Below are 12,706 nucleotides of genomic sequence, written 5' to 3'. Positions count from 1 at the left end.
GCTGCCCGGAAGGCTACACGCCTCGCTCGCCGGCGCAACCGCTATGAAGCAGGCCTCACAGATCCCGCTCGCCTCCAGCGCCGCCGAGCACCTCCCGGTCGAAGGCGATGCTCTTGATGATGGCGTGGACGGGAAGCCCTGGCCTCAAGCTCAACCGTTCAGCCGATTTGCGCGTGATGCGGGCGATAAGACTGTCTCCGCCGCAATCGACTTCGACGTCGATGCTCGGCCCGTCCGGCTCCCCGAAAGAGGAAATGGTTCCGGGCAGGATGTTGAGGGCGCTCATGCCCTCCGGCGGGGTCAGGGAAAGGATGATGTCGCGGGCGCGAAGGCGCACCCGCACCGGCGTCCCGACCGGCAGGTCGAGGTTCGGGACGGTGAGCGTTCCGGCTCTCGTCGCCAGCATCGTCAGGCCGAAAGCTCCCTCGTGTCCCGAGACGCGCGTCTCGATCAGGGCGCCGGTTTCCGCCGGGCCGGCCTGCGGGAAGAAACTCGTGTGGCGCAGGATCTCCGCGGCCGGTCCCGAGGCAATGACCCGCCCGTCCGCGAGAACGACGATCGACGTGGCGAGCCGGGCGATCTCGGCGACGGAATGGCTGACGAGGACGATGGGAACGCCGCCCTCGTCGCGCAGCCGCTCGATGTAAGGATAGATCTCGGCCTTGCGCGCCTCGTCCAGCGAAGCGAGAGGCTCGTCCATCAACAGAAGATGGGGATCGGCCAGCAATGCGCGGCCGATGGCGACGCGCTGCTTCTCGCCGCCCGACAAGGCCGAGGGCCGTCGGGCGAGGAGATGCTCGATCCCCAACAGCTCGACGACCGCGTCGAAGTTCGCGGCCCGCTCGGCCCGCGGCGTGAACCAGCGCCCGAAGAGAAGGTTCTGGCGCACGTTGAGATGCGGAAAGAGACGCCCCTCCTGGAAGATATAGCCGATCCGCCGCCGGTACTTGGGGACGCCGATGCCCCTCTTTGTATCGACGAGCACCCTCCCCTTCACGGAGATCCGCCCATGATCCGGCCGGATGAGGCCGCCGATGGCGTTGACGAGAGTCGTCTTGCCCGAGCCGGAGGGACCGAACAGGGCCGTCAGGCGGCCCTCGGAGCGAAAGCGGGCCTCAAGCGCGAAGGCTCCCTGCCGGTGGCGGATGTCGACGTCGAGGATCATCAGGCGAAGAACCTCCGCCTGGCGCGCCGCGCCAGCCATTCGGACGCCAGGAGCGCGCCGACGGAAATGACGATGGATGCGAGCGTCAGCCGCAATGCGCCGGCCTCGCCGCCCGGCACCTGCGTGAGGGTGTAGATGGCCGTCGGCAGGGTCTGGGTCTCGCCCGGGATGTTGGAGACGAAGGTGATGGTGGCGCCGAATTCTCCCATCGCCTTGGCGAAGGAGAGAACCATCCCGGCGATGATGCCGGGCATGATGAGGGGAAGCGTCACCACCAGAAAGACCCAGGCCGGATTCGCCCCCAGCGTTCCGGCGGCGTCCTCGAGTTTGCGGTCGACCGTCTCGATGGACAGGCGGACGGCGCGGACGAGGAGCGGAAAGCCCATGATCGCGCAGGCGAGCGCAGCGCCGGTCCAGCGGAAGGCGAAGACGATCCCGAACTGCTCGGCGAGGACGGAGCCGATGGGGCCGCGCCGCCCGAAGCCGAGAAGAAGAACATAGCCGACGACCACGGGCGGGAGCACGAGAGGCAGATGGACGAGAACGTCGAGGGCCTGCCGTCCCCAGAACCGCCCGCGCTCCAAAAGGAAGGCGACCAGAATGCCGGGGACGAGGCTCGCGGCCATGGCGGTCAGGGCCACCTTGAGGCTGAGGCGAACCGCAGCCCATTCCTCGGGAGACAGCCAGTCGGTCACGCGTTCGGCCTGTTCAGGACTGTGAAGCCCTGCTTCTCGAAAATGGCTTTCGCCTTTGCCGAACGCAGGAACGCCAGGAAGGATGCAGCCTTGGGATTGGTCGTGCCCTTCGTCAGCGCCGCCGGGTACACGACGGGCGGATGGCTGCCTTCGGGAAAGGTCGCGACGATCCGCACGTTCGGATCGACGGCGGCATCGCTCCGATAGACGATCCCGAGCGGCGCTTCGCCGCGCGAAACGAGGAGCAGAGCCGCCCGCACGTTCTCGGCCTGGGCGACCTCGTTCTTCACGCCCTCCCAGGCCCCGAGCTTCTCCAGGGCCGCCTTGCCGTATCTGCCAGCGGGCACCGCATCCACATTGGCCATGGCGAGACGTCCCGCACCGAGAGCGGGGGAGAGATCGAGACCCGGCTCAAGGGAAACCCGAACCGCCGATTCCTTCGGGGCGACCAGCACGAGCGCATTGCCGGGAAGATCGGTACGGCTTTCAGGTCTGATGAGATCCTTCCCGGCCAGATGATCCATCCATTCGGCATCGGCGGAGAGAAAGACGTCGGCAGGCGCGCCCGCCTCGATCTGCCGGGCGAGCGCATTGCTGCCGGCATAGGAGATCACGGCCTTGTCTCCGGTCTCGGCCTCCCAGGCCGCCTTGGTGTCGTCGAGAGCGTTCTTCAGGCTGGCGGCCGCGAAGACCACCACATCCTTGCCTTGAGCGGAGACCCCGGAGGCAAGGGAAAGACAGGCGAGCGCCAGCCCGATTGCAAGCGCCCTGGCGGAGCGCAGCGGATTCATAGTGATGCCCTTCGACGGAGTTTGCCGTGGGTTCGCATCCTACCCGAGGCGGCTGCGTCTTCAAGCGGCCCGGCGCTTTGCCGGCTTTGGGCGGAAGAAGGCGCGCCAGACCCTGTAGCCGAGGAGAACGGCCACGATGGCGGCATAGATCAGCGGCTCAGGCGGCCAGGCCTTCACCACGAGGATATAGTGAAGGATCGCCCCGATAGCGGCGGCGTAGACGAGGCGATGCAGCTTCGCCCAGGCCTGCCCGCCCATACGCCGGATCGAGGCGTTGTTCGAGGTCACGGCGAGCGGAATGAGAATGACGAAGGTTGCCATGCCGATGGTGGTGTAGGGACGCTTGATGATGTCGGCCACGATGGCCCGGACATCGAGCCCCTGGTCCAGCACCAGATAGGTCAGGAGGTGAAGGGCGGCGTAGTAGAAGGCGAGAAGCCCGAGAGCCCGGCGGTAGCGCAGGAGATTGATGCTGAAGAGCTGTCTGAGCGGCGTGATCGCGAGCGTCGCCACAAGGAAGCGTAGCGCCCACAGGCCCAAGCCCTGCTCCAGAGCGCGCATGGGATCGGCCCCGAGCTGGTCCGTGACGCCCGCATAGAACAGCCACACGGCCGGAATGAATCCGGCAATGTAGACCGCGATCGTGGGCACCTGAGGAAGGGCAAGGCCCTTGCCTCTCCCCTCGGCCGAAGCTCGTCCCGCCATCAGTAGAACTTCCGCAGGTCCATGCCGGAATAGAGGCTTGCCACCTGATCGGCATAGCCGTTGAACATGAGCGTGGGCCGCCGCTTGGCGAAGAGCCCGCCCTCCCCGATCCGCCGCTCAGTCGCCTGGCTCCAGCGCGGATGGTCCACTTCGGGATTCACATTGGCGTAGAAGCCGTATTCGCTCGGGGCCTGCTTGTTCCAGGAGGTCTCCGGCTGCTTCTCCACGAAGCTGATGCGCACGATCGACTTGATCCCCTTGAACCCATATTTCCAGGGCACCACGAGGCGGATCGGCGCGCCGTTCTGGTTCGGCAGGGTTTCGCCGTAGAGCCCGACGGCCAGGATGGTGAGCGGATGCATGGCCTCGTCCAGGCGCAGGCCCTCCACATAGGGCCACTCCAGCACGGGGAAGAAGGAATCCACACCCGTCATCTCGTCTGGCCGGTAGGCGGTCTCGAAGGCCACGTATTTGGCGCTGCCCAACGGCTCCACGCGCTTGATGAGGTCGGCCAGCGGGAAGCCAACCCAGGGGATGACCATGGACCAGCCCTCGACGCAGCGCATGCGGTAGATGCGCTCCTCCAGGGCGGAGGACTTGATGAGGTCCTCGACCCCGAATTCCGCGGGCTTTCCCACCAACCCGTCGACCTTCACGGTCCAGGGCGAGGTCTTGAGCTTGCCGGCGTATTTCGCCGGATCATCCTTGCCGGTGCCGAACTCATAGAAGTTGTTGTAGCTCGTCACGTCCTCGCGGCTCGTCGGCTTGTCGTCCGTCGAGAGCGGGCTCTTCGCGGCGGAAAGCGGCGCGGCCCCGAGGCCCTTCGGCAGGGCGGCGGCAAGCGCCAGCCCGGCGGCTCCGGCCATCCACTGGCGGCGGTTGAAATAGACCTCCCGGGGCGTGGTCTCGGAGGACAGGATATCGGTGGGTCGGCGGATCAGCACGGCAGCACCTCGCTTGAAATTCGCTGACAGGGGTACACCCGTCAGCGCCGAAGGTGCCTTCACGTTTATGTTACGACGTCTCACGAGGAGGCGATGCGCCGGCCTGCCTCATCGAAGAGATGCGCCTGAAACGGGACGGGCTTGAGCGCGATTTCCTCGCCGTATTTCAAAGCGCAGCGCTCCCGCAGCAGGACAGTCAGGTTGCCGCCCTCGGCCTTCACGATCAGTGTCGTGTCCGACCCGGTCGGCTCGATGACGGAGACGGTCGCAGGAATCGTCTCCGGTGTGCCGGCGGGAGCGATCTGAAGGTGCTCGGGCCGGATGCCGTAGGTCAGCATCGTGGCGATCGGAACGGCAGGGCGCATGTCGAGCGGCAGAATCGCTCCGCTCCGGAGGGCGAGCCCGTTCTCCTCGAGACGACCTTCGATGAAGTTCATGGCGGGCGAGCCGATAAAGCCCGCCACGAAGCGGTTCGCCGGCCGGTCGTACAGATCGAGCGGCGCGCCGACCTGCTCGACGACGCCGTCGTGCATCACCACGATCTTGTCGGCCATGGTCATGGCCTCGATTTGGTCGTGCGTCACATAGACCGTCGTCGTCTTGAGCCGCTGGTGCAGTTCCTTGATCTCGCCTCGCATCGAGACGCGCAGCTTGGCGTCGAGATTGGAGAGCGGCTCGTCGAAGAGGAAGACCTGAGGATCGCGCACGATGGCCCGGCCCATGGCCACGCGCTGGCGCTGGCCGCCCGAAAGCTGACGCGGATAGCGGTCGAGGAGCGGCGTGAGGCCCAGCGAAGCCGCCGCTTCCTGCACCCGCCTCTTCTGTTCTTCCTTCGACGTGCCCTTGAGCCGCAGCGAGAACGCCATGTTCTCGGCGACCGTCATATGCGGGTAGAGCGCATAGGACTGGAACACCATGGCGATGTCCCGGTCCTTGGGCGGAACATCGTTCACGACGCGGGAGCCGATGCGAATGTCGCCGCTGGTGATGTCCTCGAGTCCCGCGATCATGCGCAGGAGCGTGGATTTTCCGCAGCCGGACGGGCCGACCAGGATGACGAACTCGCCGTCCTGAATGTCGACATCCACACCCCTGATGACCGGCGTCGCGCCGAAGGACTTCCGGACGTCGCGGATCGATACGTTGGCCATCATTCTCTCCGTCAGACCGATCCAGGCTGCGCGGCCCGGACGAATTTTCTCGTGATTTCGCGAGGGTTGGTGATCGCGGTTCCGACCACCACCGCATGGGCTCCGCGCCGGAAGGCCTCCGCCACCAGTTCCGGCGTGTCGAACCGCCCCTCGGCGACGATGGGAACGGGAAGCGCCGCAACGAGGGCCGAAAGCAGGTCGAGGTCCGGCCCCGCACCTTTTCGGGATTCCGTTTCCGCCGTGTAACCCGACAGGGTCGTCGCCACATAGGTCGCGCCGAAAGCATGGGCCGTCCTGCCCTCGTCCAGCGTCGCGATATCGGCGAAGACCTCACGCCCGAGCTCGCGGCGGATGCGGGCGATCAGGCGCTCTACGGGCTCGCCGTCCCGCGGGCGCGCCGTCGCATCGAGCCCGACGATCTGAGCGCCCGCCCCGGCAATCTGCGCCGCATGGTCGAAACCCGGCGTGATGTAGACCGGGAACCGGTCGTCCCAGACCTTCATGATGCCGATCAGCGGGAGCCTGGTGACGGCGCGGATCGCCGCCACGTCTTCCACGCCGTTGGCGCGGATTCCCTTCGCACCACCGGCCTCCGCCGCCTGCGCCATGGCGGCCATATGGACCGGGCCATGGAGCGGATTGTCGGCGCGGGCCTGGCAGGAGACCACGAGCGCACCCTTGGGGATCAGCACGGTACGACTCTCACTTCACGGCGCCTGCCGTCATGCCCTGGATGAACTGGCGCGACAGGGCGATGTAGAGGAGCGTGATGGGCGCGGCCGCGATGGTGAGGCCCGCGAAGAGCATGCCCCAATCGGTGGTGTACTCGCCCATGAAGGTGGTGAGGCCCTGCGGCAGGGTCTTGTAGTCGTCGGTCTGGATGAAGACGAGCGGGAAGAAGAAGTCGTTCCAGATCGGCACCGCGTTCTGGATTGCGGCGATCGCCATGGGCGGGCGCGCCAGCGGCAGCATCACGGACCACATGATGCGGGGCTCCGATGCGCCGTCGATGCGGGCCGCATCCTCGAGTTCGGCGGGAAGCGAGCGCAGGAAGCCCGCCATGATGAACACGGCGGAGGGCAGCCCGATGGCCGTATAGGTGAAGATGAGGCTCCAGCGGCTGTCGAGCAGGTTCATGTCGCGCAGGAGGATGAAGAGCGGAATGACCGCAAGCTTCAGCGGCAGCATCAGCCCTGCCAGAAAGAAGAGCAGGATGAAGGTGTTCGTGCGGGACTCGTAGCGCGCCACCGCATAGCCCGCCATGGTGCCGAGCACGAGGATCAGGATGATCGACCCGCCCGTGACCAGGATCGAGTTCATGAAGTAGGTCGGCATCGAGGTTTCGCCGAGCACGCGGGTGAAATTCTGCACCTGCGTGAAGTCGGGAAGCCCGAAGGGGTTCTCGAAGATCTCGCCCGTGGACTTGAAGGCCGAGAACACCATCACCACGACGGGGTAGAGCATGATGAACGAGTTCGCGATCAGGACGACTTGGGCCAGGAACGCGAAGGAGATGGGCTGCCGTTCGGCGGGGGAATGCGAAGCGAGGGTCGTCAAAACTGGATCTCCCGACGGCGCAGCCACAGGGTCAGCATCGACGCGAAGACAACGATGAAGAGGAAGATGAGGGTGGCGAGAGCGGACCCTAGGCCGAAGTTCTGGATGCTGGCGCTCTGGTTGCCGAAGGCCGTGCGGTAGAAGACGAGGCCCAGCACATCCGTTGAGCCGAAGGGCGATCCGTCGAGGCCCGCCATGACGTAGGGAATCTCGAACCAGTTGAATGCACCGATGAAGAGCAGCGTGAAGAGGATCGTGGTGCTGGGCGCGACCAGCGGCCACACGATATTCTTCAGCAGTTGCCACTCGTTCGTGCCGTCGAGCCGCGCCGCCTCGATGATCTCGGAGGGAATGCGCTGCATGCCGGCGAGATAGACCAGCGTCGGGAAGCCGATGAAGTGCCAGACATTGGCGAGGATCAGCGCCCAGAGCGCGGTGGAGGAATCGCCCAGCCAGGGCTTCGCCCAGGAATCGAGACCGACCGCATAGAGAGCCTGGTTCACGATGCCGAAATTGGGATTGAGGAAGAGCTTCCAGAGAAAGCCCACGATGATGGTGGAAAGCACCACGGGCACGAAGACGGCGATGCGGTGGAAGCGGAAGCCGAACGGCTCCTTGTAGAGCAGCCAGGCGAGCAGGAACCCGCCGCCGTTCTGGATGATCATGAGCGCGATGAGCGCCTGGACATTGTGCAGGAAGGCGTTCCACACCACGGGAGCCATGGTGGGGCCGAAGAGGACCTGTTGGAAATTCGCCAAGCCGACGAATTCGCCGCGCGCCAGCCCCTGCCACTCATAGAAGGCATAGGCGAAGGCCGAGAGGATCGGATAGACCACGAACAGCGACATGAAGGCGATGGGCGGGACGACGAGAAACGCCACCCAGCTGCGGTGCTTCCATGTGCGGGCCTGCTTTGGCGAGACGGGCATGTACCTTGTAACCTTCGGAAAAAGGCGGCGAGCCGCAGCCCGCCGCCTCCTTGGACAAAGCCTTATTTCTGGAACGGCTTATAGTAGGTCGCGATGCCCTTGTTGATCTCGGCAGCAGCCTGCTCGGGAGTCTGCTGGCCGGCGAGCATCTTCTGCACGTTCGACTGCAGCAGCACCGAGCCGCTCGGCTCCTGATAGCGGAAGTGCACGAGCATCAGGTAGGACATGGCGCCGTCGGCCAGCTTCGTCATTTCCTGCGTCAGCGGATCCTCGACCTTGATGCCCTTGATCGGGGAGATATTCTTCAGCTGGTTGGTGAAGAGCGTGCCGTATTCAGGGGTCGCGAGGAAGCGCACGAACTTGATCGCCGCGTCCTTCTTGTCCGTCTTGGCGTTCACCGCATAGCCGCCGTCATAGAAGCGGGCCACGAGGCGCTCGTCGCCGGCCTTCTGCACCGGCGAGGCGAAGACGCCCAGATCGAGGCTCGGATTCTGCTTCTTGAAGTTCGCCACCTCGAACGAGCCGCCCGCGAACATGCCGGCGCGGCCTGCCACGAAGAGCTGCTGCGAGGACGGGTAATCGACGCCGGTGAAGTTGGGCGCGAAATACTGGCTGATGTCCTTCAGCTTGGCGAGCGCGTTGACGAAGCGCGGATCGGTGAAGTCCGCCTTGCCGGCGACGATGTCGGCCTCGAAGTCCTTGCCGAGCATGGAGGAGAGCAGCGCGCCGACGATGGTTTCGTTCTGCCAGGCCGTCGCCGTGCCGTTGGCGAAGGGCGTGACGTTCTTGGACTTCAGGGTCTGGGAGACCTTCACGAGGTCGTCCCAGGTCTGCGGCGGCTGAACGCCGGCATCCTTGAAGATCTTGTTGTTGTAGATGACCAGCATGGTCTGGGTGGCGAAGGGCACCGCATAGATCTTGCCGTCGGCGCGCAGCGTCTCGGCGGCGAGCGCAGCGTCGGGGAAGTTCGCCAGTTCCGGCACGGTCTGCTTGTCGATCGGGAGCAGGTAGCCGGGGGCCGCGATGGTCTCCAGATTGCCGTAGGCGCGCACCTGGATCACGTCCGGGCCTCGGCCGGCGGCGAGCGCCGTGGACAGGATCGTCTGGTAGTTCTCGGGGGCGAAGGCCTCGAACTTCACCGAGATATCGGGGTTCTTTTCCTGGAACTTCTTGATGATGTCCTGGTAGAAGGCCTTGTCTTCCTGGCGCCAGCTCCAGAAGGTCAGCTCGGTCTGCTGGGCCATGGCTGCTGTGCCCGAAAACAGGAGACAGGCGGCGGCCGCTCCCATCACAATGCGTCGTGTCAGTTTCATTTTGAGTTCCCTCATCGTTGAAGTCCTTCCTCCCACCGGAAAGCTTGCCGTTATTGCGACAGCCGATCCGGAATCCCGTCAGCCGTACGTCTCGGCCGCAATCACGAGAACGGTCGCGTCGTCGTGAGCTTTAACACGCGGATAGGCATCCGCCATCCGGTCGCCACGCTCCCTTTCCCGCAATTCCTGCATCAGTTCGTCTCCCCTGCCCTCGGCCAGCCGGGCGTGGAGCGTCTCGTCCGTATAGGTTCCGAAAAGGTCGACCAGCCGCATGAAGCCGTCGGTGGCCAGCACGACGGGCGCACCCGCCCTCACCTCGGCCTCGAAGCGCAGTTCGCACCCGGCCCAGGCGCGGCGCGGGTTGACCACGAAATAGCCCCCGGAGCGGTTCAGGTGGGCCCGGTTTTCAAGGATCTGGCGCTTGACCACTTCCGGGATCCGGCCTGGCTCGCGCCCACCGGCTCCGAGAGCCGCCAGGGTCTTTCGCTCGAAGGGCTTTGCCCGTTCGTCCGTCCAGCGGCGGATACCGTCCCGCGACGGGACAAGGGCGACGATATCGCCAAGGAAACGTCCTTCCAGAAGAAGTCCGCCGTCCGTCTCCCGTACCTCGATCAGCCCGAGGCAGGCAAAGGGAGCGTGGTGGTCGTCTAGCTCCGGGACATGGGACGTCGCTGCATCGAAGGCGCCCCGGATTTCGGCTTCGAGCCCGCCGAGGATCCCGTCTCCCATCCGTCCGCTGCCCGCGAGGACCTGCAGTCGCTCGCCGATCAGACCCGCCATCCAGGCTGCATCGCTGGCCTCCGCAGTGAGGCGCTCGTCGGTTATCCCGGTCGCGCCGTCGACGATCCAGGCGAAGCGGCCATGGAAGCCCGCCCCGTCCTCGTTGATGTTCGAGCCGGGCGTGGATTGGCGGTACAGGGACCGGAAGCGGGGTTTGAGGCCAGTCGGGTTCACGCCCTAACTGGTCTCATATTGGTCGCCCCGTGTCCATACTGGTCTTAGGGGCTTTTCACATCCTGCGCGGGAAGAGCCTTCAGTAGGGAAGCCCCGTATAATTTTCGGCAAGGGACCGGGCCGCCGCCTCGGAGCCGACCAGATAGTCGAACTCGGCCCGCTGCATCCGCCGCCCGAAGGAATCCGTGTCCGGGAAGGTGTGGAGGATGGAGGTCATCCACCAGGAGAACCGCTCCGCCTTCCAGACCCGCGAGAGGACGCGGGCGGAATAGAAGTCGATCCCGGCAGAGGAGCGCTCGGCGTAGAACTCGACCAGCGCCTCGGCGAGCACGCCCACATCGGTCGCCGCGAGGTTCAGCCCCTTGGCCCCCGTGGGCGGAACGATGTGGGCGGCATCGCCCGCGAGGAACAGGCGCCCGAACCGGAGGGGCTCGGCAACGAAGCTGCGCAGGGGCGCGATGGACTTCTCGATGGAGGGGCCGGTCATGAGGCTTTCAGCCGTCTCCCCGTCGACCCTCCGGCGCAGTTCGTCCCAGAAGCGGTGGTCCGACCAGGCCTCGACCTTCTCCTCCAGCGACACCTGGACGTAATAGCGGCTGCGGGTGGGCGAGCGCATGGAGCAGAGGGCAAAGCCACGCTCGTGATGGGCATAAATCAGCTCGTCGGAAACGGGCGGCCTGTCGACCAGGATGCCGAGCCAGCCGAAGGGATAGACGCGCTCGAAGGTCCGCAAGCTTCCCTCGGGCACGCTGGCGCGGGAAACCCCATGATAGCCGTCACACCCGGCGATGAAGTCGCAGGCCAGTTCGTGCTCCATGCCGTCCTTGATGTAGCGCACCTTCGGCCTGTCGCCGTCGAAATCGTGCAGCGAGACATTCTCGGCCTCATAGACCGTCGTCGCGCCCGAGGCGTCGCGCGCCTGCATGAGGTCGCGGGTCACTTCCGTCTGGCCATAGACCATGACCGTGCGCCCGATCAGTTCGCGGAAGTCGAAACGGTGCCTGTCGCCGTCGAAGCAGAGTTCGACCCCGTCATGGACGAGGCCCTCCGCATGCATCCGCTCGCCGACACCCGCCTTGTCTAGGAGTTCGACGGTGCCCTGCTCCAGAACGCCCGCGCGGATGCGGCTCAGCACGTAGTCCTGCGAGCGGCGCTCCAGGATGACTGTCTCGACGCCTGCGTTCTCCAGAAGACGGCCCAGCAGAAGCCCGGACGGCCCCGCACCGATGATGGCGACCTTGGTGCGCATTCTTGCGTTCCTCCTGCCATGCGGCTCGAGCCGCATTCTTTGGGAGAACAATGGCGCTCAAGCCCCTTCCGGCCAATGGACAAAGCAGGCATCGAATTGGATAATCCGAACATTCCGCCGGAGTTTTCCGAGAGGCGTCCTTGGCCGCGAGCAGCATTCCAACCTACGCTCTCTATGGGGAGTTCAGTGACAATCTAAGCGCGGACTGGGTGCATTGCGAAACGATCCAGTTCCGAAGCCGCTTGCACAATTACAGGATCCAGCCTCACCGGCACGAGACGCTGTTCCAGATCCTCCACCTCACCGGGGGGCAAGCCGAGATCGTAGTCGACGGGCGCGGCAGCATGCTGGAAGCCCCTTCCATCGTCACCCTGCCGCCCATGTCCGTGCATGGCTATGCCTTCTCCCCGGATGTGGAAGGAACGGTGGTGACCCTGTTCGACAGCCGGCTGTCGCAGATTCTCGGGGCGGTGGACGGCATTGCGGACGGCTTTCGCGCCACTCGGCTTCTGTCGCTTCGCGACCATGGGGATGCAGCGCAGACGATTGCCGCCAGCATGGCGGCCATCGCCGCGGAATGCGCGGGCCGCGCGCCGGGGCGGCTCGGCGCGGTCGAAGCGCATCTGGCGCTCGTGCTGATCGCCCTTCACCGCCTCTATGGTGCTTCCCCGAAGCAGCCGCATCGCGGCACTGCGCGCTCCCTCCACCACGCCATGCGCTTCCGCCAGCTCGTGGATGAGGATTTTCACAGCCACAAGCCGGTCGACGCCTATGCCGGCAGGCTCGGACTGACCGCAACCCACCTCAACCGGATCTGCCGCGAGCATCTCGGTGATACGGCGCTCGGGGTCATTCACCAGCGGATTGCTCTCGAAGCCAAGCGCTATCTCACCTTCACGTCCCTGAGCGCGAAGGAGGTTGCGCTTGCCCTCGCCTTCGAGGACCCGGCCTATTTCAACCGCTTCTTCAAGCAGAAGACCGGATTGTCGCCCTTGAGCTTCCGCGCAATGCAGAAGGATGCCTCCTCTTGAGCAGCGAACCGACGCCTCGACAGGACGTTGCCTGACAAAGGAGATGCGCGATGGCCGACACCGAGCGGAAGAGCCCGGGAGACGAGGATTTTCCCGGCACCAAGCAGACCGGTGAGGATATCTGCCCGACCTGCAACGGATCAGGAACGCTCGCCAATAAGCCCTGCCCCGATTGCGGCGGGAGCGGCACAATCACCGTGATCGTCGGGGATGCCTGAGGCT

General features: G+C 65.2%; 14 protein-coding genes. 2 read left to right on the top strand and 12 right to left on the bottom strand.

Annotated elements, in window-relative coordinates:
- Positions 1 to 55: 55 nt before the first annotated feature.
- From modC to pobA, 12 genes are all read right to left on the bottom strand, one after another.
- The gene (modC, locus tag LG661_RS05925; RefSeq protein WP_230531064.1) at positions 56 to 1,165 is read right to left on the bottom strand and encodes a molybdenum ABC transporter ATP-binding protein; all 1,110 of its coding nucleotides are present in this window, start codon (positions 1,163 to 1,165) and stop codon (positions 56 to 58) included.
- Positions 1,165 to 1,860, bottom strand: coding sequence for a molybdate ABC transporter permease subunit (gene modB / locus LG661_RS05920; RefSeq protein WP_230530955.1), 696 nt, complete (start codon positions 1,858 to 1,860; stop codon positions 1,165 to 1,167). The genes modC and modB overlap by 1 nt, the downstream gene beginning before the upstream one ends.
- On the bottom strand, positions 1,857 to 2,651 hold the full coding sequence (modA, locus tag LG661_RS05915; RefSeq protein WP_230530954.1) for a molybdate ABC transporter substrate-binding protein: 795 nt from the start codon (positions 2,649 to 2,651) through the stop codon (positions 1,857 to 1,859). Before modA ends, modB begins: the two co-directional genes overlap by 4 nt.
- Before the next feature lie 60 nt (positions 2,652 to 2,711).
- Positions 2,712 to 3,356 carry a protein-methionine-sulfoxide reductase heme-binding subunit MsrQ gene (msrQ, locus tag LG661_RS05910; protein WP_230530953.1) on the bottom strand — a complete coding sequence of 215 codons (645 nt, stop codon included), beginning with the start codon at positions 3,354 to 3,356 and terminating at the stop codon, positions 2,712 to 2,714.
- Positions 3,356 to 4,300 carry a protein-methionine-sulfoxide reductase catalytic subunit MsrP gene (gene msrP, locus LG661_RS05905; protein ID WP_230530952.1) on the bottom strand — a complete coding sequence of 315 codons (945 nt, stop codon included), beginning with the start codon at positions 4,298 to 4,300 and terminating at the stop codon, positions 3,356 to 3,358. Before msrP ends, msrQ begins: the two co-directional genes overlap by 1 nt.
- A gap of 80 nt (positions 4,301 to 4,380) precedes the next feature.
- Complete coding sequence (locus LG661_RS05900) at positions 4,381 to 5,451, bottom strand: ABC transporter ATP-binding protein (protein ID WP_230530951.1); 1,071 nt, start codon at positions 5,449 to 5,451, stop codon at positions 4,381 to 4,383.
- 11 nt (positions 5,452 to 5,462) lie between these two features.
- Entirely contained in the window at positions 5,463 to 6,143 is a 681-nt protein-coding gene (locus LG661_RS05895) for an N-acetylmannosamine-6-phosphate 2-epimerase (RefSeq protein ID WP_230530950.1), read from the bottom strand.
- A 10-nt stretch (positions 6,144 to 6,153) separates the two neighbouring features.
- Entirely contained in the window at positions 6,154 to 7,008 is an 855-nt protein-coding gene (locus tag LG661_RS05890; protein WP_230530949.1) for a carbohydrate ABC transporter permease, read from the bottom strand.
- Entirely contained in the window at positions 7,005 to 7,937 is a 933-nt protein-coding gene (locus tag LG661_RS05885) for a carbohydrate ABC transporter permease (protein WP_230530948.1), read from the bottom strand. Before LG661_RS05885 ends, LG661_RS05890 begins: the two co-directional genes overlap by 4 nt.
- A 62-nt stretch (positions 7,938 to 7,999) precedes the next feature.
- The gene (locus LG661_RS05880) at positions 8,000 to 9,250 is read right to left on the bottom strand and encodes an extracellular solute-binding protein (RefSeq protein ID WP_230530947.1); all 1,251 of its coding nucleotides are present in this window, start codon (positions 9,248 to 9,250) and stop codon (positions 8,000 to 8,002) included.
- Between the two features lie 78 nt (positions 9,251 to 9,328).
- Positions 9,329 to 10,204, bottom strand: a complete 876-nt coding sequence (locus LG661_RS05875; RefSeq protein WP_230530946.1) for a hypothetical protein — start codon at positions 10,202 to 10,204, stop codon at positions 9,329 to 9,331.
- A 79-nt stretch (positions 10,205 to 10,283) separates the two neighbouring features.
- On the bottom strand, positions 10,284 to 11,453 hold the full coding sequence (gene pobA / locus LG661_RS05870; protein ID WP_230530945.1) for a 4-hydroxybenzoate 3-monooxygenase: 1,170 nt from the start codon (positions 11,451 to 11,453) through the stop codon (positions 10,284 to 10,286).
- Between the two features lie 140 nt (positions 11,454 to 11,593).
- Here pobA and LG661_RS05865 point away from each other — a divergent pair, with 140 nt between their 5' ends.
- Both LG661_RS05865 and LG661_RS05860 read left to right on the top strand, forming a co-directional pair.
- Positions 11,594 to 12,484, top strand: coding sequence for a helix-turn-helix domain-containing protein (locus LG661_RS05865; RefSeq protein WP_230530944.1), 891 nt, complete (start codon positions 11,594 to 11,596; stop codon positions 12,482 to 12,484).
- 50 nt (positions 12,485 to 12,534) lie between these two features.
- Positions 12,535 to 12,702 (top strand): hypothetical protein, encoded by a 168-nt coding sequence (locus LG661_RS05860; protein ID WP_230530943.1) that lies wholly within the window; start codon positions 12,535 to 12,537, stop codon positions 12,700 to 12,702.
- The last annotated feature ends 4 nt before the right edge of the window (positions 12,703 to 12,706 follow it).

The sequence above is a fragment of the Microvirga roseola genome (assembly GCF_020866965.1).
In the GTDB taxonomy this organism is placed as follows: domain Bacteria; phylum Pseudomonadota; class Alphaproteobacteria; order Rhizobiales; family Beijerinckiaceae; genus Microvirga; species Microvirga roseola.
The sequence above is the reverse complement of the archived record's forward strand: the minus strand, read 5'-3'. Positions and strand labels throughout refer to the sequence as shown.